The organism is Streptomyces sp. NPDC004609 (genome assembly GCF_042873655.1).
In the GTDB taxonomy this organism is placed as follows: Bacteria; Actinomycetota; Actinomycetes; order Streptomycetales; family Streptomycetaceae; genus Streptomyces.
Genome location: NZ_JBIALS010000035.1, coordinates 16266 through 41728 on the forward strand (window position 1 = coordinate 16266; position 25463 = coordinate 41728).

A 25463-nucleotide genomic window follows, 5' to 3' on the forward strand; every position below is an offset into this window, starting at 1 on the left:
GCGGCCCGCGTGCAGGCAGCGCCGGCGAGGAGGACACCCACATGTCCGCCGATCATCCCGCGGAAGAGGACCCTGTCATGGAGAACACGCCCTTGCTGGAGGGACTGCACGTCGTCGATATCGCCAGCTTCATCGCCGGGCCGGCCGCGGCCACCGTGCTCGGCGACTTCGGCGCCGATGTCGTCAAGGTCGAACCGCCGCGCACCGGCGACAGCTACCGTGGCCTCAGCCGGATACCCCCCAATCCCCAGGTCGAAGGGGTCAACTACCCCTGGCAGCTGGACAACCGCAACAAGCGCAGCATCGAGCTCAACCTGAAATCCTCCGACGCCCGGTCTGTACTCGAGCGACTGGTGCGGTGGGCCGACGTCCTGGTCACCAACTTCCCGCCTCGCACCCGGGACAAGCTCGGCCTGGACTACGACAATCTTGCCTCCCTCAATCCCCGGCTGGTCTACGCCGACGTCACCGGCTTCGGCGAGCAGGGCCCGGACGCGCACCTGCCCGGCTTCGATGTCACGTCATTCTGGGCACGCAGCGGTCTGATGGACTTCACTCACCAGCGCGACGCGGCCCCGGCCATCAGCGCGTTCGGCTCGGGCGACCACCCCACGGGGATCACACTGTTCGCCGGGATCATGACCGCCCTGTACCGACGCGAGAAGACCGGCCAGGGCGCACGCGTCAGCGCGTCCCTGATCGCGGAAGGCGCCTGGGCCGCCGGGATGTGGCTGCAGGCCGCCCTGCTCGGTGCGAAACCACCCCGCCCCGTCGACCGCTCCGACCCGCCCAACGCCCTGGCCAATGTGTACCGCACCGCGGACGACCGCTGGATCCTGCTGGCCTTCGCCAACGAAGACAAGCAAGTACCCCTCTTCCTCACGGCCATCGGCCACCCCGAGGCCGCCGGTGATCCCCGGTGCCACGACACCGCCAGCCGACGCGCCCACGCCGCCGACATCGTCACTCTGCTGGACAAACGGTTCGCCACACGTCCCCTGGCCGAATGGCGCGAGGTACTCGATGCCGCGGGCCTCACCTACGGGGTCGTCCAGACACTCGAGGAATGCGCCCACGACCCCCAACTCCTGGCCAACCAGATCGTGGTGCCGATCGAGGACGGCAGCAGCGAGCCGCACATGACCCTCAACAGCCCCGTGCACCTGGACCAGGAACAGAAAGTCCCCGCACGCCCGGCTCCCGATCTGGGGGAGCACACCGAAGAGGTCCTCACAGAACTCGGCTTCACTGCCGACGACATCGAATCCCTGCGTACCGGCGGAGCGATCCCGCGCTAGGGCGTGTTGCGAAAGTCCCGCCTGGCCTGCGACGCCCAGCACGCACCGGACGCCGCAGGCCCCGCCCTCCGGGCGGACGGCGCTACTTTCGATACACGCCCTAGCAGGGGTCGCGAACCGACAGCACCCGGCACCGGCGATGAACAGCCCCGAGAAGCCCTCCACTGTCAGCGGTCGGTGATCCACACCGGCGGGAAAGACCGGGAAAGACAAGGAATCCCCACCATGACCACCAAACCCACCACGGGCGCCCCCACCGTGCACACCGAAGAACAAGACGGCGTCCTCGTGATCACCATTGACCGGCCAAAGGTACGCAATGCTGTAGACGGCGCCACCGCGCGGGCGCTGGCGGATGCCTTCGACCAACTCGACAGCCGCGACGACCTGATGGTCGGTGTCCTCACCGGTGCCGGTGGCACCTTCAGCGCGGGGATGGACCTCAAGGCGTTCGCGAAGGGAGACACCCCAGTCCTTCCTGGGCGAGGCTTCGCAGGCCTCACCCGAACCCAGCTCCGCACCCCGCTCGTCGCTGCCGTCGAGGGCTGGGCGCTGGGCGGTGGCACAGAGATGGCGCTCGCCTGCGACCTGATCGTGGCCGCCGAGGACGCCACCTTCGGCCTCACCGAGGTGACGTTCGGCCTGGTTCCCCCCGAAGGTGGAATCGTGCGGCTGCCCGAACGCATCCCCCGCAACATCGCCGTGGAAATCCTCCTCACCGGCGACCCCCTCCCCGCCGAACGGGCTCATCAGCTCGGCCTCGTCAACCACCTCACCCCACCGGGCGAGACGCTCACCAAGGCCGTGGAACTGGCCCACCGCATCGCCCGCAATGCCCCACTGTCCATCGCAGCCGTCAAGCGCGCCGTCAACGAGCGGACCGCATACGGCGACCAGGACGCCTTCCGCCAGCAGGATCAGCTCGTCGCTCCGGTCCTCGCGTCCCACGACGCACAGGAAGGCGCCCACGCCTTCGCCGAAAGGCGCGCACCCCACTGGGAAGGTCGCTGACCGCACCCCCGCGAGGCCCTCGTGGCGCGCCACCGCAGCCCGTCCAACCGGCCGGGCGCCGAGGCGCGCCTGGTGGCGCTCATGTTCACGCTGCGGGCGGTCCGTGTGCGCTCGTAGCGTCGGGTGCAAGCGTCGGCAGCCGGCGAGCCAGTGGTCTCGGGGGTCGCTCGTCGCCGCGTCGATCACGACCGCCGCCGCTTCCCGGGCCGCTTGCACACGAGCCGTGTCGGCCATCGCATGCCGGGCAACCTTCTCTGCCGGACCGCGGTCGGGGTCGTCAGAGCGGGAGAGGGCGTCGGTGTCGATTCAGCTCCTGCGGGACTCGATCTCCTCGGTCAGCCGGGGGAGGACGTCGAAGAGGTCGCCGATCACGCCGTAGTCGGCCAGGTCGAAGATCGGGGCTTCGGGGTCCTTGTTGATCGCGACGATGGTCTTCGAGGTCTGCATGCCGGCCCGGTGCTGGATCGCGCCCGAGATGCCGGTGGCGATGTAGAGCTGCGGGGAGACGGACTTGCCGGTCTGGCCGACCTGGCTGGAGTGCGGGTACCAGCCTGCGTCCACGGCAGCGCGGGAGGCGCCGACGGCCGCGCCGAGGGAGTCGGCGAGCGCCTCGATCACCTGGAAGTTCTCGGCGCCGTTGACGCCTCGGCCGCCGGCGACGACGATCGCGGCCTCGGTCAGCTCGGGGCGGCCGGTCGACTCGCGCGGGGCGCGGGAGACGACCCTGGTGCCGGTGGACTTGTCGGTGAAGGTGACGTTCAGCGCTTCGACCGCGCCGGCGGCCGAGGCGGTGTCGCCGTCACGGCGGCCCGTGACGGTGCCGTTCTCGACGGACAGTTCGGAGAGCAGGGTCATCTGCGGAACGCCGAGCCGCTCGGCCAGGACCGCCGGGAGCACCCCCATGGCGCCGTCCGTCGAGGCCATACCGCAGACCACCAGGTCGTAGCCCGTCTGCTCGATCGCCCTGGCCAGCACCAGCGACGTGCCCATCAGGTCGGTGCCGTGCAGATCGTCGTCCTCGATGTGGACGGCCTTGTCGGCGCCTGTGGACAGGGCCTTGCGCAGCGCGTCCTTGGCGTCCTCGGGGCCGACGGTCAGCACGGTGACCTCGGCGTCGTCCGTCGCCTCGGCGATCCGCAGCGCCTGCTCGACCGCGTATTCGTCGAGCTCCGAGAGCAGGCCGTCGACACTGTCGCGGTCGACGGTCAGGTCGTCGGCGAAGCGCCGGTCGCCGGTGGCGTCGGGCACGTACTTCACACAGACAACGATTCTCATCCCGGGTACAGCTCCCGTGGTCGAAGGTGGCAGGGTTCACGAGGGGGTCAGGCGTCGAGTCCGCCTCGTTTGACGAGCTGGCTTGCGATCACATTGCGCTGGATCTCGTTGGTGCCTTCTCCGACGATCATCAGCGGTGCGTCACGGAAGTACCGCTCGACGTCGAACTCCGTGGAGTAGCCGTAACCGCCGTGGATACGGACGGCGTTGAGGGCGATCTGCATGGCCGTTTCGGAGGCGAACAGCTTTGCCATACCGGCCTCCATGTCCACGCGGCGTCCCGCGTCCGCCTCCCGTGCCGCGAACAGCGTGAGCTGGCGCGCCGCGGACAGTGAGGTGACCATGTCGGCGAGGTAGTTGCCGATGGCCTGGTGCTGCCAGATCGGTTTCCCGAACGACTCGCGCACCTGGGCGTAGGCGAGCGAGTCCTCCAGCGCCGCGCGTCCCACGCCCAGAGCCCGCGCGGCGACCTGGAGCCGTCCGGTTTCCAGTCCTTTCATCATCTGCGCGAATCCCTTGCCTTCGACGCCCCCGAGCAGAGCGTCGGCGGGCGCCTGGTACCCGTCGAAGGCCAGTTCGCAGCTCTCCACTCCCTTGTATCCGAGTTTGGGCAGATCGCGTGAGACCGTCAGACCGGGCCCGTGCTCGACAAGGAGAATGGAAATGCCCTTGTGGGGTGGAGTGGCCAGGGGGTCCGTCTTGCACAGCAATGCGATGAGCTGTGAACGGCGGGAATTGGTGATCCACGTCTTGGCCCCGTTGACGAGATAGCCGTCCGCGTTCCTGCGGGCGACGGTGCGCATGGCCTGCAGATCGGATCCGCCCCCGGGTTCGGTGAGGGCCATGGTGGCCCGGATCTCGCCGTTGGCCATCCGCGGCAGATACCGGCGCTTCTGCTCCTCGGTGCCGAAGTGCAGCAGCAGTTTTGCGACGACGGTGTGCCCGCCCATCGCGCCGGCCAGACTCATCCAGCCGCGGGCGAGCTCTTCGGTGATCAGCACATAGCAGGAGGTGGAAACGAGTGTGCCACCGTATTCCTCGGGAATGGCCAGGCCGAAGATCCCGAGCTGTTTCATCTGGTCGATCAGCACACCCGGGTAGGTATCGGCGTGCTCAAGTTCCTGGACGACCGGCTTCACCTCCTTGTCGACGAATTCGCGCACCGTACGCACGATGAACCGGTCTTCCTCGGACAGGACGTCAAGCGTGCTCATGCTGTCGCGCTCCCTCTCCATCGCATGGGTGTTGTTGATGTCCGTGGAAAGGGCACTCAGGTGACGTGGTCGCTTCGCAGCCTGTCGATCTCGGGTCCGTCGTATCCCAGCTCGGACAGGATCGTCTCGGTGTGCTCGCCAACGGCGGGTACGGCCCCCATGCGGGCGTCGCTTCCGGCCAGGTCCACCGGCGGGAGCAGCGCCGGCACCGTCGTGCCTCCCGGAATCCCGATGTCCGTCCAGCGATTGCGGGCACTGAGGACGGGGTGTGCCAGGAAGTCCTCGACGTCGTTCACTCCGGCGTTCGCGATGCCTGATGCGTCCAGCAGTCGCATCACTTCACCGCTGTCCGATCTGCCGAACCGTTCGGCCACGATCTCGTTGAGCTCCCGGCGGTGAGCCACCCGGTCGGATCCGGTGGCGAAGCGCGGGTCCGTGACCAGGTCGGGACGCAGGAGGAACTGTTCGCACAGCGCGGTCCATTCACGCTCGTTCTGGATGGAGAACAGCACGTCCTTGCCGTCGGCCGTGGTGTACGCGCCATAGGGGGCGATCGTGGCGTGCTGGGTTCCCACGCGCGGGGGCTGGGTGCCGCCGTGGCGGGTGTAGTAGGAGGGCTGACTCATCCATTCGGCGAGCGCCTCGAACAACGACACTTCCACGGCGCGGGCGACACCGGTGACGGCACGTGTGTACAGAGCGGTGAGAATGCCTGAGTAGGCGTACATACCCGCGGCGATGTCGGCGATGGAGATTCCCACACGGGCAGGCTCACGAGGAGTACCCGTCAGGGAGACCAAGCCGGTCTGGCACTGCACCAGCAGGTCGTATGCCTTGCGGTCCGCCCACGGCCCACTGGATCCGTACCCGGAGATGGAGCACGGGATGAGGGCCGGGAAGCGCTCGGCGAGCACATCCGCGCCCAGCCCCATCCTGCGGGTCGCCCCGGGGGCCAGATTCTGTACGAACACATCCGCCCCGGCGAGCAGCCGTTCCAGAATCTCCCGCCCCCGGTCCGACTTGAGGTCGAGCGTCATGGACTCCTTCGACCGGTTGAGCCAGACGAAGTAGCTGGACTCCCCGTGGACCGTGGTGTCGTACCGGCGGGCGAAGTCGCCGCCTCCCGGCCGCTCCACCTTGATGATCCGGGCACCGAGATCGGCCAGTTGGCGGGTGGCGAAGGGCGCCGCCACCGCCTGTTCGACGCTGACGACGGTCAGGCCGGAAAGCGGAAGCTCTCGGGGTGTCTCGGTCATGTGCGACCTCCTGGGCGGTGGCGCGGCATCGCGTACCTGCGCGAGTCTGCGCAGCGGAGCCTGGTGCACTCGGGGGTACCATCATGAACACACATGCCAGGACGTGTGAAATGCCAATTCCTGATACCTCCATGCGCGGCGCGGATAGGAGAGCCCGTGGACATCAAGCAGCTCAAGGCCCTCGTCACGGTGGCCGAAGCAGGCAGCGTCACGCGGGCGGCCGAACTGCTGCATCTGGTGCAGCCCGCGGTCACCCGGCAGATCCGCGCGCTCGAAGAGGAAATCGGCGTGCCGTTGTTCGAACGGACTCGGCAGGGGATGAGACCCACCGAGGCCGGGGCGATCATGGTGGACCGCGCACGGCGTGCCCTGGGCGAACTGGAACGGGCCCGTGCCGAAGTGCAGCCCGCTCCCGGCGCCGTGACCGGCATCGTCACCGTCGGCCTGCTGGAGAGTACGGCTGATCTGCTGGCCGAGCCGCTCGTCTCGGCCATGAGCCACGATCACCCTGGAGTCGAGCTCCGTCTCATGACCGCGTACTCCGGCCATCTGCAGCGGTGGCTCGACGACGGGGACCTGGATCTGGCCCTGCTCTACAACCTGGACAGCACTCCCTCCCTCAACGCCCAGCCGCTGGTGCGGGAGCGCTTGTGGGCTGTCGCGCCCCCGGACGCCGGCCTGCGTGCCGATCGGCCGGTCGCCTTCGCGCAGGTCGCGGCTCACCCGATCGTGATGCCCGCTCCCGGCCATGCTCTGCGTGTGCTGATCGATGCCGCGGCGGCCCGCGCCGGCGTCCGGATGAATGTCGCCGTGCAGACGAACTCGATGCGACTTCAGAAGCGGCTCGCCCTGGCCGGCCACGGGTGGACCATCCTCCCGGGTGGCGGCATCGCCGAGGACATGACGCACGGCCGACTGAGCGCGGCGGCGCTGTACGAGCCGGATGTGTGGCGCTCCGTCGTCCTCGGGACGCCGCGATTCCGCCGAAGCCCGCATGCCGTCGAGGTGGTCGCCCGGACGCTGGTGGAAAGGATCCGCCTGGCGGTGACGGCAGGGCGGTGGCCCTCGGCGCAGTTGCACGGAGCCCAGGACTGACGGCCGACCACGGTCGAGCGCGCGCCACCGCGTGCGCCGCGGCGTCGGGCCGGTGCGATGAACCGCCTCATGGGCCGTGCGTGTGTGCTGTTGCGGGCAGTCGGTGACGCGGGCGTGCCGGACGTATTCCCGCCGGGCATGGGTACATCAGCGTTTTCTATTGGGATGCCTCTGCCATCAGTGCCCATGATGGTGGCGCGTACAGCGAGGCACCGGAGCCGCAGCGACGGGCTGAAGGGCCGTGGCGGCACAGCCCGCCCCGCCCTCCTGAGGCCGGACCTCGCGCCCGTGCCCCCGCCAACCGCAGAAGGAGCCCGCGATGCCACCAGCCTCCCCGTCCCTCGCCTCGTACGTCGAGCAGTGGAATCCCTCGCCCCGCACGGCTGACGATCCATTGCCTCCGGGCCCGGTAGCGGCCCTGTCGGCAGTTCTCGACCTTCCAGGACCGGCGGCCACGGCCGGAGGGCCGGTACCCCCGCTGTGGCATTGGCTCTACTTTCTGCACCGGCCCGCGCAGCGCGAACTCGGAGCCGACGGGCACCCGCTGCACGGCCACTTTCTGCCGCCACTGCCCGAGCGGCAGCGCATGTTCGCCGGCGGGCGCTGCGACATCCGGCAGCCATTGCGCCTCGGTGAACCGGCGGAACGCATCAGCAGCCTGGGCACGGTGACGGCCAGGCACGGCAGGACGGGAGAGCTCCTGTTCGTCACCCAGCGCAACGAATTCCGTCAGCAAGGCCGCACCTGCGTCATCGAGGAACAGGACATCGTCTACCGTTCGGGGCGCGGCTCCGGAGCACACGTATCTCCCGTGCCCGACCACTCCCGTCGCCCCGCTGCCAAGGCGTCGTGGCAGATACCGCTCCGCCCGGACGCGCCGTTGCTGTTCCGGTTCAGCGCCCTGACCGCCAATACTCACCGCATCCACTACGACGAGGTCTACGCGCGGGACGAGGAGGGATACCCCGGCCTCGTTGTGCACGGGCCGCTCCTGGCACTGCTCATGCTCGAACTCGTTCGGCGCAATGCCCCGCGCCGGCAGGTGAGATCGCTGAGCTACCGGCTGCGCCGCCCCCTCTTCGCCGGCGAGCACCTGCTCGCGAGCGGCGACAGTGCGGGCGACCGCGCCGACCTGCGTATCGGCACGCACCGCGAGGCGCGGCACGCCACCGCGGAGGTGACCTTCGCGTGAACGACGTCCCACAGATGGTCACCGCGGCCCGCAGCCTGCTCTTCGTCCCCGCCCACCGGCCCGACCGCTTCGGCAAGGCCGTCTCTTCGGGGGCCGACCTGGTCATCATCGACCTTGAGGACGCGGTCGCGGCCGACGACAAGGGCCGGGCGCGCGACAATGCCTCCGCATGGCTGGCTCAGGGGAACCAGGCGATCGTCCGGATCAACGCACCCGGCACGCCCTGGTCGGACGACGACCTTGCCATGGCGGCCGAACACGGTTGCGTGATCATGGTGCCCAAAGCCGAGGACCGGGCACTGTTCGCTGCCATCGCGGCCCGAACAGAGGGCCGTTGCGCGGCGATTCCCCTCATCGAGACTCCCCTGGGGGTGCACAGGGCACTCGACGTGTGCTCGGCTCCGGGGACTCTCCGGGCGGCCTTCGGGAACGTCGATCTCGCCGGTCGGCTCGGTGTGGACCCGAGCGATCACGCCGCGCTGGCATACGCGCGCTCCCGGCTGGTCTGCGCCTCCGCCGCCGCCGGGATCGCTCCACCCGTCGACGGGGTCACCACCGCCATCGCGGAGGCCGCGGCGCTCGACGGCGACATCGCCCATGCCAGAAGCCTCGGCTTCACGGGAAAACTGTGCATTCATCCCGCTCAGACCGACGCCACGACCGCGGGGTTCGCACCCACGGCCGACGAACTCCGGTGGGCGCGGGCGATCGTCCGGGCGGGTGAGCAGGTCACCACCGTCGCGGGACATATGGTCGACAAACCGGTGCTGGACCGCGCACGGCGGATCCTGGCATCGGTACGGAAACCTCGCACCGCATCCTGAAACACCCTGCCGGGCCCAGCCGGAACCGCTTGTCGCCGTATCCCCCCTTCGCTTGAGGGCGCGCGGGCGGCGATGGCGCGGGTCGCGCTGACGTTCTGCAGGAGGGTTGACAGCCCCGCACGACTTGGCGGCCCATGAGGCCCTGGCCGGGCGGTTCGCCCGCTACGCGCGTACCTCCGGCTACAACAGCGTGATCAACCGCCGTCAGTTCCGACCGCCCCGCCTGTCCTGGCCCACCGAGTACCGGATGCCCGACACCACCTTCCGCGAGACCCTGACACTCCAGCGAGGCGACCTGACCTTCGAACTGGCGCACGCGCGCGGCGAGACCGACGACGCCACATGGGTGTGGATCCCCGAACTGCGCACCCTGTGCACCGGCGACCTGTTCATCTGGAGCTCGCCCAACGCGGGCAACCCGCAGAAGGTCCAGCGGTACGCCGAGGACTGGGCCCGCGCGCTGCGGCGGATGGCGGAGCTGGGCGCCGAGACCCTGCTGCCCGGTCACGGCGTGCCGATCGTGGGCGCCGAACGGGTCCGTGAGGCGCTGGGCAACACGGCGGCGCTGCTGGAGACGCTGGTCGAGCAGACCTTGGAGCTGATGAACAGGGGCGCGGGCCTGGACGACGTGCTGCACGGCGTCAAGGCCCCGCGCGAGCTGCTGGAGCTGCCCTACCTCAAGCCCGCGTACGACGAGCCGGAGTTCGTCGTACGCAACCTCTGGCGGCTGTACGGCGGCTGGTACGACCAGAACCCGGCGCACCTCAAGCCGGCCCCCGAGGCCGAGATCGCCGCCGAGCTCGCCGCGCTGGCGGGCGGAGCACAGGTGCTGGCCGACCGGGCGCGGCAACTGCTCGCCGACGGATCGGAGCGCCTCGCCGCACATCTGGTGGAGTGGGCGGCGCGCGCGGAGCCCGAGGACGCTGCGATCGCGGCGGTGCGCGCCGAGGTGTACGAGCACCGGGGCCCAGCGGGCGACCTCGACGATGGCCAGGGGCGTGTTCTCGTGGGCGGCTTCCGAGTCGCGGGCCAAGGCGTCGGGGCGAGGAATGCTGGAGGTCATGTCGGACCTGCCCCAGGGCGAGGACGAGAGCATGGGCGCCCGGATCTCGCGCCGTCCGGCGTAGCGTCACCCGGCGGGTGCTGCCGAGGCGTGGCTGGTGCCGAGCATGGTGAGCACCAGACCCGCGTACAGCCGACCGACGCCGACGGGCGTGCGTGGTCCGCCGGGCACGTACCAGCGGCTGACGTCGATGCCGAGCGACAGCACCGCCAGCGCCGCGCCGTCCACGTCGTCGGTACGGAAGTCTCCGGCCTCCACCCCGGCCAGGATCTCGTGCCGGAACAGCCGCTCGGTACGGTGGCGCAGTTCCGTGATCCGGTTCCGGTGCTCGGGGAGCAGTGCGTCGAGCTCGTACTGCACGACGCGGGCGAGCTGGTGGTGCCGGGCGTGCCAGGCGGTGAAGTCGTGCACCAGGGCGCGGATCCGCGCGACCGGGGTGGTCTCCTCCGCCAGAGCCCGCTCGCAGACGGTCAGGCTGTGCCGGTGACCGGCCTCGCTGATCGCGAAGAGCAGCCCGGCCTTGGTGCGGTGGTGGGCGTACACCGCCGCCGGGCTCATCCCCGCCGCGGCGGCGATGTCCCGGGTCGAGGCGCCGTGGTAGCCGCGGGCCGCGAAAGCGGCCAGAGCCGCCTGGAGCAGCCTGCGCGATCCCGGGCCCGCCCCGGCCCACAGCTCGTCGTCGGCCGTGCTCACAGTCATCGGGTCATTCTCCAGGAAGGGGCGGCGTCAGGTGACGGACGGGCCGCCGTCGGCGGTCAGGGTGGTGGACGTACCCGGACGCCTCGGGGCCGGGAAGCCGGGCGCCGGGCCTGTCGTGTGCTGATCCACCAGGGATTGCGGGATGGCCCTCAGAGGCCGAGATCGCGGCCGATGAGCTCCTTCATGATCTCGTTGGAGCCTGCCCAGATCTTCGTCACCCGCGCGTCCTGCCAGGCGCGGGCGACCCGGTACTCGTTCATGTAGCCGTATCCGCCGTGCAGCTGGACGCAGGCGTCGATGACGTCGTTCTGCACCTGGGCCGACCACCACTTGGCCTTGGCCGCATCCACGGCCGTCAGTTCGTCCGCGACGTGCGCGGCCACGCACTGGTCGACGAAGGCCCGGGTGACATCGACCGTCGTGACGAGCTCCGCCAGCCGGAACTTGTTGTACTGGAACGAGCCGACGGCCTGCCCGAAGGCGTGCCGCTCCTTGGCGTACCCGATGGTCTCCGTGAGGATCTGCGCCGCGTGGGCGATGTTCGTGACCGCCGCGCCGATCCGCTCCTGGGGCAGCCGCTCCATCATGTGCACGAAACCGCGGTCCAGCTCGCCGATCACGTTCTCGGCCGGCACCCGCACCCGGTCGAAGAACAGTTCGGCGGTGTCCGCCTCGTGCTGCCCGACCTTGTCGAGCTTGCGGCCCCGCTCGAATCCGGGCATGCCCTCCTCGACGGCGAACAGGGTGATGCCCTTGGCCCGCTTCTCCGGTCCGGTCCGGGCCGCGACGATCACCAGGTCCGCACCGTAGCCGTTGGTGATGAAGGTCTTGGACCCGTCCAGGATCCAGTCGGAGCCGTCCCGTACGGCCGTGGTCCGCAGGGCGGCCAGGTCCGACCCCGCCGAGGGCTCGGTCATCCCGATCGCCGCCACCAGCTCGCCCGCGCAGAAGCGGGGCAGCCAGCGCCGGCGCTGCTCCTCGGTGGTCAGTTCGACGAGGTACGGGGCGACGACCTCGCTGTGGATGGTGAAGGAGGAGGCGAACGCGACCGAGAGCCGGGCCAGTTCCTCGCCCAGCACCGCGCTGAACCGGTAGTCGCCGGCGGCGCTGCCGCCGTACTCCTCCGGCACCAGGAGCCCGAGCAGCCCCTGCTTGCCGGCCTCGCGCCACACGGCACGTTCGATCGACCGTGCCCGGATGAACTCCTCCTGCCGCGGACGCAGTTCCCGGTCCACGAACTCCCGGGCGGAAGCGCGGAACGCGGTGTGATCGTCGTCGAACAGGGTGCGGCGCACGGTCTCTCCCGGGCAGGCTGGGGACAGAAACTAAGCACTCGCATAGTTACTATGCGAGTGCTTACTCTGCGCCGGGCTCCCCGCATCCGTCAACCGCGCTGCGACGCTCAGTGACCCGGCGGGCCGACCAGTGACCCGGCGGGCCGACGCGCCGGGCGGCGCACGCGCGGGCGCTTCCTCGGCGGCCGTCTCCGCCTGTTTCGGGAGGCCGAGAAGGCTTCCCAGGCTTCCCACGGGCGAGCGGGATGGCACCCGGGCCCTGATCGAGCACGGCCCGCACGCGGGCGGGACCGGCGGCGTCGAAGCCGGCGCGTACGGCGATGCCCCGGCCGCCGGCCCTCACCGCCGGGCGGGCGTTGTGCCCGCGCCGCGCCCGGCGGCGATGGGTGCGGCACGGACGCCTGAGCAGCGCGTCACGGTGTCACCGCTGGTGTGGGGCGCTCCCGGCGCGATCCGCCCGCTCGGTGTCGCGCTCGGGCCGTTCGGCCGGCGCCGGGGTGCCCGGTGCGGGCCGGGTGGGGGCGACCATGACCTGGAGCGCGAGACCTTTGTCGAGTCCGTCACCCGTGACCGTGAACAGATGGCGCCGGTCCGGGGCCCAGGCGAGGGCGGGCGACACCACCCTGTTGTTGCCGAAGGTGTCGGCCTTTCCGAAGTCGTACGCCCGGATCGGGGTGGTGGACCCGGGCCGGAACACGTACACGTCCGGTGAGGCCTGGCTGTCCGCGCCCGCGGCCACGGTGCCGTCCGGGGCGATGTCGACCGCGATGGGCCGGTAGCCGGTCGGGTAGGAGTTCTCCTCGGCGAGGTCCGACGTCCGGAACACCTGGTGGCGGTGCGGGAACAAGCTCGCCAGCACGACCTGGTCGCCGTCGGGGCTGAGAGCGATGTCGCGTGGGGGCCCGGCGTCGACATCCCGGGACGCCTGGGGGCGCAGCGTTCCGCCCTTCGTGCGGTACGTCCCGACATGGATTCCGCTGACGACCGTGTTCGCCAGGGTCAGGGTGCCGGCCTCGGGGGCCACTTCGACGAGGGGGGCGTAGCCCCGTTCCGGGCCCGTCAGGTTCAGCCGGACGGCCGGGTCGTCCTCGCCGGACAGGTCGATCGAGCCGATGCCGCCATGCCTTCCGATGCGGTACCCGAACCAGAGTGTGTCGTCGGCCAGCGCCGGATAGCGGGGGTAGGTGCCCGCGCCGGTGGGGTGGCGTGCGGACTCCTTCAGTGTCTCGGTGTCGATCGCGACGACGGCGCTGCCGTAACTGAGGGCGGCGTACACCGTTTCGGAGTCCTCGGAGAGCTCCAGCCCCCACACCTGGGGGAGATCGGGGACCGTGCCCACGACCCGGCCCGAGTAGTCGGTGACCAGGACCACCAGTACGAATGACGCCGCCGCCCCATGCCGATCCCGCCCCATGCCTGCCTCCCGGCTGGGACGTCCAGAGCCGGCCATGCGCCTGGGGAGCGGATCGACGGCCGGGTGGTGGTCAGGGGGGGGCGCTCGTGTTGTTGAGCTCCTGCCGCACTGTCGGAGTGATCGTTTGAGGGGTAGGGAGGTCAGGGCCCAGTTGGTCCAAACTCTAAGAGGTCATCTCATTTGGGGGTGCCGGTAGCCTGGTTGTGTGTTGATGGTGGAGCGTCTGGTGCCGGACGGGTTGTGGGAGTTGTTCCAGCGGGTGGTTCCGGAGGTGCCGATCCGCCCGCAGGGCGGAGGCCGGCGCCGGTACGGAGACCGTGAGGTGCTGGCCGCGATCGTCTTTGTGGCGACCACGGGCTGCACGTGGGCACAGGTCCCGCCGGTGTTCGGCCCGTCCGGTGCCACCGCTCACCGCCGGTTCGCGGAGTGGTCGAAGGCCCGGGTGTGGGCGAAGCTGCATCGCCTGGTCCTGGACGAGCTCGGTTCGCGCGGCGATCTGGACTGGTCGCGGTGCGCGATCGACTCGGTGAACATGCGGGCCCTGAAAGGGGGGAGCTGACGGGTCCGAATCCTGTGGACAGGGGCAAGAAGGGTTCGAAGATGCACTTGATCACCGAGCGGACCGGTCTGCCCGTCTCCATCGGCATCTCGGGCGCCAACCTGCACGACAGCCAGGCCCTCGAACCCCTCGTGCGCGGTATCCCGCCCATCCGCTCCCGTCGCGGTCCGCGCCGACGACGGCCGGCCAAGCTCCACGGCGACAAGGGCTACGACTACGACCACCTGAGCCGATGGCTGCGTCAGCGCGGCATCCGCCACCGCATCGCCCGCAAGGGCATCGAGTCCTCCAAGCGGCTGGGGCGGCACCGCTGGACCATCGAACGCACGATGGCCTGGCTCGCCGGATGCCGCCGCCTGCACCGTCGCTACGAACGCAAGGCCGAACACTTCCTCGCCTTCACCAGCATCGCCTGCACCCTCATCTGCTACCGCCGACTCACCAAATGAGATGACCTCTGAGGAGTGGTGCGGGCGCTCGGCCATGGGCCGTTTGCGCCTCCCATGTGAAGATCGTCCGGGACCGTCATGGTGACTGGTCCCGCTCACGTCGGCATCGGTGAAGATCGAGGGACGGGGGCGCGTATCTGGGAGTGCCGATGAAGCCGTTGGACCTGCTGGTCAAGCAGTATGTGGCGCCAGTGATGAGAGACGCCGGGTTCAAGAGGTCCGGCCGCACCTTCCGCCTCGTCGCAGACAATGGTGATCAGGCCGTCCTCGGGTTTGCCCGCCAGCACATCGATCCTGATGCCGATGTCTTCGATGTCGGCTACCGCATTGTGCCCGCGCCGTACTGGGAGTGGATCAACCGCCAGCACTGGGAGAGCGGTGAGGTGAGGCCGCCCCTCGCTTTCAGTGGCGGGGTGATGTCCGGCGATGTGATCCCGCCGCCTCAGGCGGCGCGCGAACCTGGCCACGAGGTCCCGTTCTTCCGTTCGCGGTGGGCCCTGCGCGAGGACAACAGCCGCGTCTGCGGTGAGGCACTGGCGACCGCTCTGCGCGACGACGCTGTCCCGCAGATGGCCCACCTCCTCGATCGGACCCGCCTTCTGCAGGAGTGCCGCAACCCGTCCCTGCTAGCGGTGCGACTCGTGCCGCTCACGAGAGTGGAGATCCTCCTACGGGTCGACGACGCTCCGCGGGAGGAGATCGAAGCCCTGCTGGCCGACGTGCAGCCAGCAGGCCCCGGCGACAACTTCACCGCCTGGACGCGCCAACGACTGGCGAAGCGAGACGGCACAGACAGAGGAACGGAAGAAGGTTTGCGAGGTCGAGGCCAGCAGTAGGCCCTAGTTGGCCGGTGTCAGTGTCTTGAGGGGGCCTGTCGGCAAGCGGCGGCCCGGCCGCCAGGGGTCTCTCGCTGGCTGAGTCCGGCCATGGATCTCGTCCCTGATGTCGGTGCCATGCGGCTGGTGCTACAGCAGTGGATGGGGGAGGACAACAGACTCATGTGGCCCGCAGGGCGGTGGGCCGTCGAACTACGTGACGAACAGCGCCTCATCGGGGGCGCCGTACTTCTGCCGCTGCCGCCTCGTGGTGACGACCTGGAGATGGGGTGGCAATTGCTGCCCAGTGCCTGGGGGCACGGTTACGCCACTGAGGCTGGCCTTGCCATCGCCAAGTGGGCCGTTGACGAAGGTCTCGACGAGATCCTCGCCGTAGTCCGCCCGGCCAACAGCCGGGGTGAAGCCACCATCCGCCGCATCGGCATGGAGTGGGTCGGGGAGACCGACAAGTACTACGACATGAGGCTTCAGATTTTCCGCCTCCGAGCCAGTGACCTTGCCGCCCGTGAGCCACACCTGTGAGCATGCCGAAACCTGCCCGCCCCTATGAGGACGGGGCCCGCGGGTGGTCGTCCGGGGAGCGGTGCACTGCCTGCTGGAGCAGGTGAACGACTTCGTAGCGCGGAAGGTGGCCCGTGAGATGGAACGAATGCAGCGCGCGGATCGTGCTGACCGGCCGGGCCCTCAAGGACGGCCTGTGCAGCTGTGCCGCGAGGGAGCCGCCGCCCTGGCCGCCGACCAGGTGCCCGCAGCTTCCATTGTAGCTGTGGACCAGGTCTGTTCGGGCCGGGACGGAGATGTCCCGTGCAGCCACACGGCCCTGCCGAGCCGCAGCGTGTGCACCCGCCACCGGGTCCAGGAGCTTTCCGGGGCGGTGGCCTGAAGTCCCAAGACCCGCCCCGCGCGCTTCCCGTACCGTTTACGGACTGCGACTGCCCAGGGAGGGCGGTGGGCCGGACCGGGGCGAGGACGGCGTCTGGGTGGTTGGGGATGATAAGGAGTCCTGGGGTGAGCGGTCTGCCGAGCGCTGATCCGGACGAGCTGTTCGTTGACGGCGCGGCTCAGAACCAGGCCAAGGCCATCTGCACCGGCTGCCGGGTGGGCACCGAGTGCCTTGACTACACCCTTGATCACAGTATCGAGCACGGAATGCATCAGCTATGGTCGTCCTGACTGCCCCTGAGCTGCGGAAACTCCAACCGCACACGTGCGATGCCCTAGAGAATGGTCGGCTACTTCGACTGTTCCGGTGAGGACATCGAGCGGGACTGGGTGGCGTGTACGGGCTGCTGGAGCCGGATGAGTTCCAGCGCCTGGTTCTCGCCGCCGTCGCCCCGTACGTCGCCGTGACGTCCTCGCCCGGCAGGTCGCCCGCGAGGAAGAGCAACGCCGCACCCTCGCCACCCTTCCTGGAGGGCTGGGACGCGGCGGGCGGAGCATCGTCGTAGCCCCGGCCGGATGCCCGGCGACGGCACCGGCTGTTGGTGGAGGCTGAGAGGCATGGACTGGGATGAGGAGTTGCCGCGCGGCCGGGTCTACAGACAGGACGACGACCCTCCCGCCCCGGCCCCAAGCCCGGTCGAGACTACGCCGAACTGGTCGGCGCCCGCTGGACGGCCTACTGCTCGACATCACCGGCTGACAGCGGACGAGATCCAGACCGGCACCGCCTGCAGACGGAGCTCGGGCAGTTCGGCCCCGGCGGCCGGGCCCTGTACGACCCGTGCCCCGGCGAGCGGTGCCCCAGGGACTCGTCCGGCGACACACCCTGACAGTTCTGCAGCAGAGCGAGCGTCACCGCGAGTTAGCGTCTTGAACGCTCTCGACGCGAACGCCACGCAGGTCGACATCCAATTTCAGCGCTCCGCTCAGGGCGCCGTCTCGCAGGTCGTGGTGACGGACAACGGCCACGGCATGACGCTGACCAGGCTCGTGAGTCCTTTCAGGGCTACGGAACCACCTGGAAGGCGGGCAAGACGCACACCAAGGGAGCCACCCGCATCCTGCACGGCCGGAACGGCGAAGGACGCCTCAACGCCTTCGCTCTTGGAGACCAGCTCACCTGCGACTCGGCGGCCCTGGTCGACGACGCGCTGGTCGGCGTCCGCGCCAGCGGCGACGCAGATCACCGGGCGGGACAGGAGGACCAGCTCGGCACGCTCGGCCTGGTGCTGCACGCCGCCGTGCTGTGGACCATCCGTCACCTCGACGCGGCCGGGGCCACCCTACGGGTCCTGCCCGCTGATCAGCGCGAGCACGACGTCCTGGACGAGGACGTGGCCCGGCTGTCCCCGCGCAAGCACGCCGATCTGAACGTGCTGGGCCGTTACAGCTTCCGCGGCTCCACTCCGGTCGGCGGGGGGTGCTTCGGCCCCTGCTCGACCCGGCCGAGGTCGAAGCGGAGGAGGACGAGGCCGCCAAGGGGCTGACCGGACGCCGGGACCCCGGCGGGCGCACGCTGGAGGTACGGCCAGGCGAGCCGCCAGGTGCTGCGATGAGTGCGCCGTCGAGCTGCCGGAGGGGCTGGAGGCCCGGCGCGAAGCGTCAGACAAGCGTTGGCGTGGGGGGCAGGTAGGGGGTGATGCTGCGCCAGGCACGCTCGATGTACTCATCCTTCTCGCCGACCGGGGCGGCATAGTGCAATGCGCCCTCGGCGGCGTCCTTGCCTTCCAGTCGGGTGATGATCCAGGCGGCGAGGTAGTGCGAAGCCAGGCAGCCGCCGGCGGTGGCGACGTTGTCCTTGGCGTAGAAGGGCTGGTTGAGTACCTCGACGCCGGCCGCGATGACCCAGGGCTTGGTGATCAGGTCGGTGCAGGCGGGGATGTCATTGAGCAGCCCGAGCCTGGCCAGTACGAGCGCGCCGGAGCACTGTGCCGCGATGAGTTGGCGCGAGGGGTCCAGCCCCCCCGCAGGATACCCATGATCGCCGGATCTTCGACGACCTCACGGGTGGCGATGCCGCTACCGATGATGACGGCGTCAGCGGTGCACGCCTCCTCCAGTGTGGACATCTGCTCGATGGTCACCCCGTTCATGGACGTCACCTTGGGGCCGGGGGTGGCGATGGTGACGCGCCAGTCGTCGGTCTTGACGCGGTTGAGCACTCCGAGCGCGATCAGGGAGTCGAGCTCGTTGTACCCCTCGAAAGTGAGGATGGCGATGTGCATGGCGGCTGTCCTTCCAGGTGAGCGCGGATTGACTGTGACGGTACGGACCTGTGAACAGGACAGTCAAAGAATTGTCATGGGTACAGTCCGACCCATGGCGGCCCCGCGCTCACCACCGACTACGGAAGAGAGCCGTTCCTTTGACAGTCCTCAGGCTGGGGGTTGGGGGCGCAGGACGCTGTCGGGGTCGTAGCGCTGCCACAGGTCGGTGACGCGGGTGCCGGTCGGTCCGGGGTAGGCGTGGGCGAACGTGGTCTCGTCGGGTGCGCTCTCGAAGTTCACATAGGCACCGTCGGTGTGCCGGGCGAGCGGGGCCCAGGCGGCGGCCAGCGTGGCACGGTCGTCCGGCGGGAACGCCGAGACGACGACGAGTGTGTTCTGGTGGCGGTGGGCGAACGCCGTGGCCGAGGGGGCCGGATCGTGGGTCGCGCCGCCGAGCGACCGCAGCTGGATCAGGACCGGGTGGGGGGCAGGCGACGCGGTGACCAGCGCGTGGGCGGCGTCAGGAGTCATGTCGGTGAGCAGCCCGTTGGTCGTGCTGGACCGCATCTGCCCGGAGTTGGCGTGCATATGGTGTGGTGGGACCAAGTCCGTGTACGGGACGATGCGGGCCTGCTGGGCCATCACATCACCGATGCCGAGGAGGGGTTCGACAGCGTCACGGATGACAGACGGACTGTCCGAGGTCACCACCGCGGTGATGAACGCGGCGGTAGTGGTGCTCTGCGAGGCCAGCGTCACCGCCGTCGACAGCTCGCGCGGTGCCCGCGCCATGACCTCGGCCCAGCGCCGCAGTGTCTCCCCGGCCGGGTCCATCACGGCGACCAGCTGCGCGTGGCCGACGCCATGGAGCTCCATGGCCTCGATCTCGAAGGCCACCGCGATCCCGGCTCCCGCGCCGGCCCCTCGCATCACCCACAGCAGGTCGGGCTCGGCTTCCGCATCGGCGCGCACGAACGTTCCGTCGGGAAGGACGACTTCCACGGCACGGATGTGGTCGACGGTGAGCCCGTACCGTCGTACCAGCCAGCCGACGCCACCCCCGGTCGCGATGCCGCCGACGCCGACGTTGCCGTGGTCACCCGAGCTGATGGCGAGCCCGTGCGGAGCGAGCGCCTGAGCGACCTGGGCCCAGCGGGCACCCGCCTCGACACGGACCAGACGGGAGCCGCGGTCGAGGACATCGACCCGGTGCATTGCGCTCAGGTCGATGACGAGCCCGCCGTCGTTGGTGCCGCTGCCGGACAGGCCGTGTCCGCCACTGCGGACCGCGATGCGAAGTCCCGTCTCCCGCGCGAGCCTCAGGGCTGCGGCGATGTCGCCCGCGGACTCGGGCAGGACGACGGCGGCCGGGCGGCCCACGGTGGTGTAGGTGGACCGGAGCATCCGGTAGCGCCGGTCGTCGGGCATGACCGCCTTTCCGGCCAGCTCGGTCGGCAGTGTGCCGAGGGTGCCGTTCATCGCCCGCTCCTGACGGCGTCGACGCGCTCGCGCACGGCGGGCACGACCTCTTCGGCGAAGAGTGCAAGCTGCCGCTCCGGATCGGTGGCGGGCCAGAAGACGAAGGTGTCGAAGCCGAGTTCCACGGTCCACTCGGTGAGGGTGTCCACCCATTGCCGTGCATCGCCGACGAGCCCGGGGCCGTCCCGGTGCTCGCCGATCACACCGATGACGTTGTAGATGCGCCGCAGCGTCCTCGGGTCGCGACCCGCGTCGGTGGCCGCCTCGTCGACGATCCGCTGCCGTGAGGGCACCTCCTGCGGCGGGACATAGATGTTGAGCGGGGAGATCCAGCCGTCGGCCCCCCGGCCGGTGAGCGCGAGCATCCTGGGCTTCTGGGCGCCGAGCCAGAGTTCGACGGGCTTCGGGGGCACCGGTCCGGCGCGGTAGCCGTCGACGGAGTGGTACGGGCTGTGCAGTTGTACGGCACCTCCGGACAGGGCCGTGCGCAGCAGCCCCAGGGACTCCTCGGCGTACGCCACCATGTCCTGGCCTCGTCTCGCCGGTCCGCCCATCGAGGCGATGGCATCGGGGATGCCGCCCCCGCCGAGACCGAGCCGGATCCGTCCGTCGGTGATCACGCTCAGCGACGCGGCGGCCTTGGCGAGCATCACCGGCGGCCGCAGCTGCAGATCGGCGACGTCGGTGAGGAAGGAGATCCGGTGCGTGAGCGCGGACAGATGTGTGATCAGGGTCAAGGCGTCGAGGTGACCGGGCTGATAGGGGTGGTCCTGCACGGCGAGGTAGTCGAGGCCCGAGTCTTCTGCTCTCCGGGCGAGGAGACGGGTCTGCGGCCATGCCCCGGCAGAAGGTTCGAGGCTCACTCCGAAGGAGAGCGGGCGTTGGTAGTCGGTCATGCGTCTACGGTGCGCCGGACCGCTCCCACGCCAAAACGATAGGTAAGGTGCTAATCTTTTGTAAGTGGACACTATTCATGACGACACCTGCCCAAGCTTCGAAGGCACCCTCGAAATGATCGGACGCCGCTGGACGGGTTCGGTACTGCAGGCCGCGGCCCAGGGCGCCCGGCGCTTCGGCGAGTACCGGGCGGTGATCAACGGCATCTCCGACCGGTTGCTCTCTCAGCGCCTGAAGGAACTCGAGGCGGCTGGTCTCATCGATCGCACCGTCATCCCCACCACGCCCGTACAGATCCGCTATCGGCTGGCCCCGGACGGCCAGGCGCTGGTGGACGCCCTGGTGCCACTCGCGCAGTGGAGCCTGCGACGAGGCTCTGGTGCCAGGGGCGCCGGACGGATCCCGGCGGCCTGACCTGTCGTCGGCCAGCGCGATCAGCCCGCCGATCCGGCCGGACCAAGGCCGCTCTCGGGTCGGACAAGCTCACCGGCCCGCCCGGCTGTCCGCAACCTTCCCGGTTCAGGCCGGTACTGGTCGCGTCGGTCCACCGGCGCGGTCCAAGGACTGCGCGCCATGAGGTGATGGTCCACGCCGGCGATCCCGGCCAGCGCGCCGACGACCGCGAACGAGGTGGTCACCATCCTCGTAACTCGGGGGAACAACTCAGTCCCACAGGCGCAGACGCCACCAGGCAGGCGTCCAGGGGGACGGCCGAGCTTGGTCTCGCAGGCCGGTTCGGTCCTGTTGGTCGAAACGGTCCGCAAGATCGGCTGACCAGCACGTTCCTGTCCCTACGATCACTACACCCCGACCGGAGCCGTGGAACCCGGCGCCCACCCGACGCGACAGCCGGGCCATCACCCTGCCCACCCTCACCCCGGACAGCCGAAACGGCCCGCCAGATGACCCGACGATCGGGCCTGGTGGCGGCGTCGCCAGTCGGACCAGCCGAGCCGGTGGACCGGGTCAAAGGCGGGCCGGATGACGAGCGTGATGAACAGCCGTTGGATCTCGTTGCAGGTGAGCGGTATGAGGGCGTCTGGTGCGGGATCGCGGTTGTGTTCGTTCGCGCGGACGACGGCGAGGAAGGCGTGCGCCAGCATGGCCAGGGTGACCCAGCGGGACCAGGACGGGTAGCGGCGGACCTGGTGCTCGTCCAAGGCCGCCAGGCCCTTGCTGGACTGGAAAAACTCCTCGACCCGCCACCTTGATCCAGCGATGTGCACCAGGGTGGTCAGCGGCACTGCGGCGGCCGGCGAGTAGCAGCGGTAGTACGCGAGTTCGCCGGTGCTGCGGTTGCGGCGGATCAGCAACTGCCGGCTCCCGGGCCGGGGGTCGGTGAGGTCGATGACGGCCCAGTCGTAGAAGCGGTGGCCCTTGGCTCCGCTCCCTGCGGACAGCTTCTGCCAGGCCCTCTTGGGCACCTTTCTGGCCAGCGTGTCCGCGCGGAACTTCCCGGCGCCTGTGGTGACTTCGTGCGAGCAGGGCACCGCGAGGACGTGGCCGGTGCCGCGTTCTTCCAGCGCGGCGCGTAGCGTCGGGTTGCCGCCGTAGACCTCGTCTCCCGCGACCCGGGCGGCCCGGTGGCCGGCGTCCAGGAATCGGGTGACCATGCGGGCGGCAAGCTGCGGTTTGGTCGCGAATTCGGTCTTGTCACCGAGTCCGGCGGCCCGGCAGCGGTCGGGGTCCGAGGTCCAGGAACGCGGAACGTACAGTTCCCGGTCTACCGCGGCGTGTCCGCGGTGGCCGGCGTAAACGAGATAGACGGCGACCTGCGCGTTCTCGATCCTGCCCGCAGTGCCGGTGTACTGGCGCTGGACACCGACGGTGTCGGTGCCCTTCTTCACGTCGCCGGTCTCGTCGACCACCAGAACCGTCTGGTCGTCCCGCAGATGCTCCACCACGTAGGCGCGCACGTCGTCGCGGACCTGGTCGGCGTCCCACTTGGCCCGCCCGAGCAGGTGCTGCATGCCGTCCGGGGTCCTCTCTCCGGCCCACTCGGCGATGGTCCAGCAGTTCTTGCGCGGCAGGTCCGACAGCAGCCCGAGCACCAACCGCCCGACCCGACGTCGGGGTTCGACCCGTGCGAACCGGCCCGCGATCAGGGCCATCAGGCCCTCGAACGCCTCCTGCCAGCGGGCAGGGTCTACGCTGTGACCTGCGGCCACCGCATGATCGTTTGTCTTCACACACCGATGATCAACGGTGGCCGCACCCGTCTCCACAGCGCGCCAGGGTCGCCCAGGTTCGCCTGCCGTCCCGTGTCAGGAGGACATATGCAACGTGGCGAAGTCTGGTGGGTCCAGTTCGACGAGCGGAGGTTGGTCGTACTGCTGTCGGGAGAGGACACGTCCGGGATCCGGGTGATGCAGGTCGTCGCTCCGGCAGGCGTCGACATCAGCGGTCTGGGCATCGAAGTGACGGTCGGCGACGGTGAAGGACTGCCGTTCGAAGGCGTGTTGCGGCTCGCGTTCCCGCGTCCAGGCTTCACGCCGTGCACGTGGCTGACCACCGTGGCCCGGGACGACCTGATCGAGCGGGCAGGCGTCCTGCCCTCCGCAAAGCTCAGCGAGATTGACGACGCCCTCCGACTCGCTGAACAAGCGCAGGAGCGGACCCCGGCCACGACCGCGAAGCTCAGCGAGATAAGGGATGCCCCCCGTCTCGGTGAACTCGGGTAGACGGAGAAGGAGCCGACGCCCGCGACGGCGTGGGCGATCTCGGGCGAGATGATCGACGCTGGCCACCTGCCGCCTCGGCGCCTCTCACCACCGAGATCACGATCTACGGCTGGAGTACTTGAAAGGACGGCCACAACGGCAAAGACGGCCATGACGGCGACGTCCTGCACCACGGCGGATACTTCTTCCACTGCGAGGCCAGCGCGGGGCACACTGCGAGGCGGCCCGCCGACGGGGAGTACGGCCTGAGAACCGGGGCCGAGAGCGCGGGAGCGCCCGTATCGGTCGCGACGGGGCAGGTGTCGGGCCCGGTCCTCCGGGCCCGGGGAGGACCGCCGTTCGCCGGGCCCCAGGTTCCGGGAGTCGCTGGGGTGATGCCGTGGAACCGCTCGGGCGCGGGCACGCCCTCCGTACTGAACTCCGTCACCAGAACCATGTCCACATCCCGCGTATCGGTCCGGCTGTTCAGCAGTACACGGTGAGGGCGGCTGGCGCACCGGCACAAGAGTGCGGTGTCCACGACATGCGGTCGTGGCCGGGACCAGGGGACCGGGAGGGGCGAGCACCCCGCGGGCGCACCCCCGCGATCCCGGCGCCCGTGCCCGAGTCCGCCCTCCCGGCCTCCGGTGCGGCTCGGCACGGTCGGACGACGCTGGCCCTTCGGCTGCGGGCGGTGGCCGCTCTGGTGGCGGCCCGGACTTGCGAGGCTGTCGCGGCGGCGCCCCAAGTCTCACTCAAGGCGGTGGACAACTGGTAGTCGAAGTGGTCGGCAGGCGGGCGCGAGGCACTCGTGGCCCAGCCGCGTGGGCGCCGGGCCGGCGGACATCAGGTCCTCGGCAGGGTCGAGCAGTAGGCGGTCCGGCAGGGCGGACTGGATCACTGTCCCTGGGCCCTGGGGCTGGCCGGGCAGCTGTGGACACGTGCCGGTGTGGGGGATCCGATTGCGAAGTTGTACCGGGTGCGGATGGCCGAGCAGGTGGTGGGCACGTACGTGCGCCGGTGCACCGTCGAGGGCCGACCGGTACAGCAGGTCTGGACGGTCGCCTCGACGACCAACGCGATCCTGGAGCTCGGGGACCGGCTGGTCTGCCAGGGTGTTCAGCGTGTGCTGATGGAGGCGACGGCGAGTTACTGGAGGCCGTTCTTCTTTCTCCTGGAGGCCCGGGGACTGGAGTGCTGGCTGGTCAACGCTCGTGATGTGAAGAACGTCCCGGGCAGGCCGAAGACGGACAAGCTGGATGCGGTCTGGCTGGCGAAGCTCGCCGAACGCGGAATGGTGAGGGCTTCGTTCGTCCCCCCGAAGCAGGTCCGTCAGTTGCGGGACTTCACCCGCACCCGGACGGTGTTCGTCCAGGAGCGGACCCGGCACAAGCACCGGGTGGAGAAGGCTCTGGAAAACGCGCAGATCAAGCTGTCCACCGTCGTCTCCGATCTGTTCGGCATGTCGGGCCGGGCCATGCCCGACGCCCTGGTCGCCGGCGAAGGACCTCGTCCGCCAGCTCCAAGCCCTCGGCCACCAGGTCACCCTCGCCCCCACTACCGCAGCCTGATCGTCTCCACCACCTCGCAGTGCGACCGTCCGGCTCCGCCGAACGGCGCTACCGCCTGCCTACGTGAACGTTGATCTTCCGTTCAGCTTCAGAGTCAAGCCCTTAGGACTTCTGTGAAAATTCTCTGAGCCTGCGCGTTTCATCAGCCTTCCTACGGTTTACGCAAACCCCCTTGTGAACGGGCCTCCTGCCGGTCCTCGAGTACTACGCCTCGCTCCCGGATTTCC

General features: G+C 69.6%; 25 protein-coding genes and 4 pseudogenes. 17 read left to right on the forward strand and 12 right to left on the reverse strand.

The features are described 5' to 3' along the window. The first annotated feature begins 77 nt into the window (after window positions 1-77). A complete protein-coding gene (locus ACFYT4_RS28415) occupies window positions 78-1298 on the forward strand; it encodes a CaiB/BaiF CoA transferase family protein (protein WP_389274976.1) in 1221 nt (406 codons plus the stop codon). Between the two features lie 225 nt (window positions 1299-1523). Next, window positions 1524-2309 carry a crotonase/enoyl-CoA hydratase family protein gene (locus ACFYT4_RS28420; protein ID WP_389274979.1) on the forward strand — a complete coding sequence of 262 codons (786 nt, stop codon included), beginning with the start codon at window positions 1524-1526 and terminating at the stop codon, window positions 2307-2309. 306 nt (window positions 2310-2615) lie between these two features. Here the strand turns inward: ACFYT4_RS28420 and ACFYT4_RS28425 are convergent, their stop codons facing one another. The 4 genes and pseudogenes from ACFYT4_RS28425 to ACFYT4_RS28440 all read right to left on the reverse strand — a co-directional run bounded on the left by ACFYT4_RS28425 (window position 2616) and on the right by ACFYT4_RS28440 (window position 6054). Beyond that, window positions 2616-2990: an electron transfer flavoprotein subunit alpha/FixB family protein gene (locus tag ACFYT4_RS28425; protein WP_389275151.1), complete on the reverse strand. Its 375-nt coding sequence runs from the start codon at window positions 2988-2990 to the stop codon at window positions 2616-2618. A 33-nt stretch (window positions 2991-3023) separates the two neighbouring features. Beyond that, window positions 3024-3584: pseudogene (locus ACFYT4_RS28430) on the reverse strand (electron transfer flavoprotein subunit beta/FixA family protein); the annotation flags it as partial. A gap of 47 nt (window positions 3585-3631) precedes the next feature. Next, entirely contained in the window at window positions 3632-4798 is a 1167-nt protein-coding gene (locus ACFYT4_RS28435) for an acyl-CoA dehydrogenase family protein (RefSeq protein ID WP_389274982.1), read from the reverse strand. Window positions 4799-4854: 56 nt separating this feature from the next. Then, on the reverse strand, window positions 4855-6054 hold the full coding sequence (locus ACFYT4_RS28440) for a CaiB/BaiF CoA transferase family protein (RefSeq protein WP_389274985.1): 1200 nt from the start codon (window positions 6052-6054) through the stop codon (window positions 4855-4857). Window positions 6055-6210: 156 nt separating this feature from the next. On the opposite strand from ACFYT4_RS28440, the gene ACFYT4_RS28445 reads away from it, so the two are divergent. From ACFYT4_RS28445 to ACFYT4_RS28465, 5 genes and pseudogenes are all read left to right on the forward strand, one after another. Further along, window positions 6211-7149 carry a LysR family transcriptional regulator gene (locus ACFYT4_RS28445; RefSeq protein WP_389274988.1) on the forward strand — a complete coding sequence of 313 codons (939 nt, stop codon included), beginning with the start codon at window positions 6211-6213 and terminating at the stop codon, window positions 7147-7149. Window positions 7150-7468: 319 nt separating this feature from the next. Next, window positions 7469-8341 (forward strand): hypothetical protein, encoded by an 873-nt coding sequence (locus ACFYT4_RS28450; RefSeq protein WP_389274991.1) that lies wholly within the window; start codon window positions 7469-7471, stop codon window positions 8339-8341. After that, the gene (locus tag ACFYT4_RS28455) at window positions 8338-9165 is read left to right on the forward strand and encodes an HpcH/HpaI aldolase/citrate lyase family protein (protein WP_389274994.1); all 828 of its coding nucleotides are present in this window, start codon (window positions 8338-8340) and stop codon (window positions 9163-9165) included. Before ACFYT4_RS28450 ends, ACFYT4_RS28455 begins: the two co-directional genes overlap by 4 nt. Before the next feature lie 190 nt (window positions 9166-9355). After that, window positions 9356-10072: pseudogene (locus ACFYT4_RS28460) on the forward strand (alkyl sulfatase dimerization domain-containing protein); the annotation flags it as partial. A gap of 79 nt (window positions 10073-10151) precedes the next feature. Then, on the forward strand, window positions 10152-10292 hold the full coding sequence (locus ACFYT4_RS28465; protein WP_389274997.1) for a hypothetical protein: 141 nt from the start codon (window positions 10152-10154) through the stop codon (window positions 10290-10292). Window positions 10293-10294: 2 nt separating this feature from the next. Here ACFYT4_RS28465 and ACFYT4_RS28470 read toward each other — a convergent pair whose 3' ends face one another. The 3 genes from ACFYT4_RS28470 to ACFYT4_RS28480 form a co-directional block, all read right to left on the reverse strand. Further along, window positions 10295-10927, reverse strand: coding sequence for a TetR family transcriptional regulator (locus tag ACFYT4_RS28470; protein ID WP_389275000.1), 633 nt, complete (start codon window positions 10925-10927; stop codon window positions 10295-10297). Window positions 10928-11076: 149 nt separating this feature from the next. Further along, window positions 11077-12222 (reverse strand): acyl-CoA dehydrogenase family protein, encoded by a 1146-nt coding sequence (locus ACFYT4_RS28475; protein ID WP_389275003.1) that lies wholly within the window; start codon window positions 12220-12222, stop codon window positions 11077-11079. Window positions 12223-12643: 421 nt separating this feature from the next. Beyond that, complete coding sequence (locus ACFYT4_RS28480; RefSeq protein ID WP_389275006.1) at window positions 12644-13636, reverse strand: hypothetical protein; 993 nt, start codon at window positions 13634-13636, stop codon at window positions 12644-12646. A 211-nt stretch (window positions 13637-13847) separates the two neighbouring features. On the opposite strand from ACFYT4_RS28480, the gene ACFYT4_RS28485 reads away from it, so the two are divergent. From ACFYT4_RS28485 to ACFYT4_RS28510, 6 genes and pseudogenes are all read left to right on the forward strand, one after another. Further along, window positions 13848-14644 (forward strand): IS5 family transposase gene (locus tag ACFYT4_RS28485; protein WP_389275154.1). Its coding sequence is split into 2 segments (ribosomal slippage): window positions 13848-14183 and window positions 14186-14644, totalling 795 coding nucleotides; the frame shifts between segments, so codons are not numbered across the junction. 149 nt (window positions 14645-14793) lie between these two features. Then, window positions 14794-15480 (forward strand): hypothetical protein, encoded by a 687-nt coding sequence (locus ACFYT4_RS28490; RefSeq protein ID WP_389275009.1) that lies wholly within the window; start codon window positions 14794-14796, stop codon window positions 15478-15480. 78 nt (window positions 15481-15558) lie between these two features. Next, complete coding sequence (locus ACFYT4_RS28495) at window positions 15559-16002, forward strand: GNAT family N-acetyltransferase (RefSeq protein WP_389275157.1); 444 nt, start codon at window positions 15559-15561, stop codon at window positions 16000-16002. A gap of 468 nt (window positions 16003-16470) precedes the next feature. Next, a pseudogene (locus tag ACFYT4_RS28500) lies at window positions 16471-16632 on the forward strand (WhiB family transcriptional regulator); the annotation flags it as partial. A gap of 125 nt (window positions 16633-16757) precedes the next feature. Further along, complete coding sequence (locus ACFYT4_RS28505) at window positions 16758-16928, forward strand: hypothetical protein (protein WP_389275012.1); 171 nt, start codon at window positions 16758-16760, stop codon at window positions 16926-16928. Window positions 16929-16980: 52 nt separating this feature from the next. Further along, window positions 16981-17367 (forward strand): annotated as a pseudogene (locus tag ACFYT4_RS28510) (hypothetical protein); the annotation flags it as partial. Here the strand turns inward: ACFYT4_RS28510 and ACFYT4_RS28515 are convergent. Beyond that, on the reverse strand, window positions 17349-17657 hold the full coding sequence (locus tag ACFYT4_RS28515) for a hypothetical protein (protein WP_389275163.1): 309 nt from the start codon (window positions 17655-17657) through the stop codon (window positions 17349-17351). The pseudogene ACFYT4_RS28510 and the gene ACFYT4_RS28515 overlap by 19 nt on opposite strands. On the opposite strand from ACFYT4_RS28515, the gene ACFYT4_RS28520 reads away from it, so the two are divergent. Further along, window positions 17649-17909, forward strand: a complete 261-nt coding sequence (locus ACFYT4_RS28520; protein ID WP_389275015.1) for a hypothetical protein — start codon at window positions 17649-17651, stop codon at window positions 17907-17909. The two genes, ACFYT4_RS28515 and ACFYT4_RS28520, sit on opposite strands and share 9 nt — an antisense overlap. A 372-nt stretch (window positions 17910-18281) precedes the next feature. Here the strand turns inward: ACFYT4_RS28520 and ACFYT4_RS28525 are convergent, their stop codons facing one another. The 3 genes from ACFYT4_RS28525 to ACFYT4_RS28535 form a co-directional block, all read right to left on the reverse strand. Continuing rightward, window positions 18282-18647 carry a hypothetical protein gene (locus ACFYT4_RS28525; RefSeq protein WP_389275018.1) on the reverse strand — a complete coding sequence of 122 codons (366 nt, stop codon included), beginning with the start codon at window positions 18645-18647 and terminating at the stop codon, window positions 18282-18284. A gap of 150 nt (window positions 18648-18797) precedes the next feature. Continuing rightward, window positions 18798-20108, reverse strand: a complete 1311-nt coding sequence (locus tag ACFYT4_RS28530; RefSeq protein WP_389275021.1) for an FAD-binding oxidoreductase — start codon at window positions 20106-20108, stop codon at window positions 18798-18800. Next, window positions 20105-21004 carry an LLM class flavin-dependent oxidoreductase gene (locus tag ACFYT4_RS28535; RefSeq protein ID WP_389275024.1) on the reverse strand — a complete coding sequence of 300 codons (900 nt, stop codon included), beginning with the start codon at window positions 21002-21004 and terminating at the stop codon, window positions 20105-20107. The genes ACFYT4_RS28530 and ACFYT4_RS28535 overlap by 4 nt, the downstream gene beginning before the upstream one ends. A gap of 64 nt (window positions 21005-21068) precedes the next feature. On the opposite strand from ACFYT4_RS28535, the gene ACFYT4_RS28540 reads away from it, so the two are divergent. Then, window positions 21069-21419 (forward strand): winged helix-turn-helix transcriptional regulator, encoded by a 351-nt coding sequence (locus tag ACFYT4_RS28540; RefSeq protein ID WP_389275027.1) that lies wholly within the window; start codon window positions 21069-21071, stop codon window positions 21417-21419. 458 nt (window positions 21420-21877) lie between these two features. Here the strand turns inward: ACFYT4_RS28540 and ACFYT4_RS28545 are convergent, their stop codons facing one another. Further along, a complete protein-coding gene (locus tag ACFYT4_RS28545; protein WP_389275160.1) occupies window positions 21878-23116 on the reverse strand; it encodes an IS701 family transposase in 1239 nt (412 codons plus the stop codon). 165 nt (window positions 23117-23281) lie between these two features. Here ACFYT4_RS28545 and ACFYT4_RS28550 point away from each other — a divergent pair, with 165 nt between their 5' ends. Continuing rightward, complete coding sequence (locus ACFYT4_RS28550; protein ID WP_389275030.1) at window positions 23282-23686, forward strand: type II toxin-antitoxin system PemK/MazF family toxin; 405 nt, start codon at window positions 23282-23284, stop codon at window positions 23684-23686. 964 nt (window positions 23687-24650) lie between these two features. Next, a complete protein-coding gene (locus tag ACFYT4_RS28555; protein ID WP_389275033.1) occupies window positions 24651-25310 on the forward strand; it encodes a transposase in 660 nt (219 codons plus the stop codon). Window positions 25311-25463 lie beyond the last annotated feature (153 nt).

Excerpts from the sequence above, each read along its gene's own strand:
- ACFYT4_RS28415 (WP_389274976.1), top strand. The coding sequence starts at position 78 with ATGGAGAACACGCCCTTGCTGGAGGGACTGCACGTCGTCGATATCGCC.
- ACFYT4_RS28420 (WP_389274979.1), top strand. The coding sequence starts at position 1,524 with ATGACCACCAAACCCACCACGGGCGCCCCCACCGTGCACACCGAAGAA.
- ACFYT4_RS28435 (WP_389274982.1), bottom strand. The coding sequence starts at position 4,798 with ATGAGCACGCTTGACGTCCTGTCCGAGGAAGACCGGTTCATCGTGCGT.
- ACFYT4_RS28440 (WP_389274985.1), bottom strand. The coding sequence starts at position 6,054 with ATGACCGAGACACCCCGAGAGCTTCCGCTTTCCGGCCTGACCGTCGTC.
- ACFYT4_RS28450 (WP_389274991.1), top strand. The coding sequence starts at position 7,469 with ATGCCACCAGCCTCCCCGTCCCTCGCCTCGTACGTCGAGCAGTGGAAT.
- ACFYT4_RS28465 (WP_389274997.1), top strand. The coding sequence starts at position 10,152 with ATGGCCAGGGGCGTGTTCTCGTGGGCGGCTTCCGAGTCGCGGGCCAAG.
- ACFYT4_RS28470 (WP_389275000.1), bottom strand. The coding sequence starts at position 10,927 with ATGACTGTGAGCACGGCCGACGACGAGCTGTGGGCCGGGGCGGGCCCG.
- ACFYT4_RS28480 (WP_389275006.1), bottom strand. The coding sequence starts at position 13,636 with ATGGGGCGGGATCGGCATGGGGCGGCGGCGTCATTCGTACTGGTGGTC.
- ACFYT4_RS28490 (WP_389275009.1), top strand. The coding sequence starts at position 14,794 with ATGAAGCCGTTGGACCTGCTGGTCAAGCAGTATGTGGCGCCAGTGATG.
- ACFYT4_RS28525 (WP_389275018.1), bottom strand. The coding sequence starts at position 18,647 with ATGCACATCGCCATCCTCACTTTCGAGGGGTACAACGAGCTCGACTCC.
- ACFYT4_RS28530 (WP_389275021.1), bottom strand. The coding sequence starts at position 20,108 with ATGAACGGCACCCTCGGCACACTGCCGACCGAGCTGGCCGGAAAGGCG.
- ACFYT4_RS28535 (WP_389275024.1), bottom strand. The coding sequence starts at position 21,004 with ATGACCGACTACCAACGCCCGCTCTCCTTCGGAGTGAGCCTCGAACCT.
- ACFYT4_RS28545 (WP_389275160.1), bottom strand. The coding sequence starts at position 23,116 with ATGGCCCTGATCGCGGGCCGGTTCGCACGGGTCGAACCCCGACGTCGG.
- ACFYT4_RS28550 (WP_389275030.1), top strand. The coding sequence starts at position 23,282 with ATGCAACGTGGCGAAGTCTGGTGGGTCCAGTTCGACGAGCGGAGGTTG.
- ACFYT4_RS28555 (WP_389275033.1), top strand. The coding sequence starts at position 24,651 with ATGGCCGAGCAGGTGGTGGGCACGTACGTGCGCCGGTGCACCGTCGAG.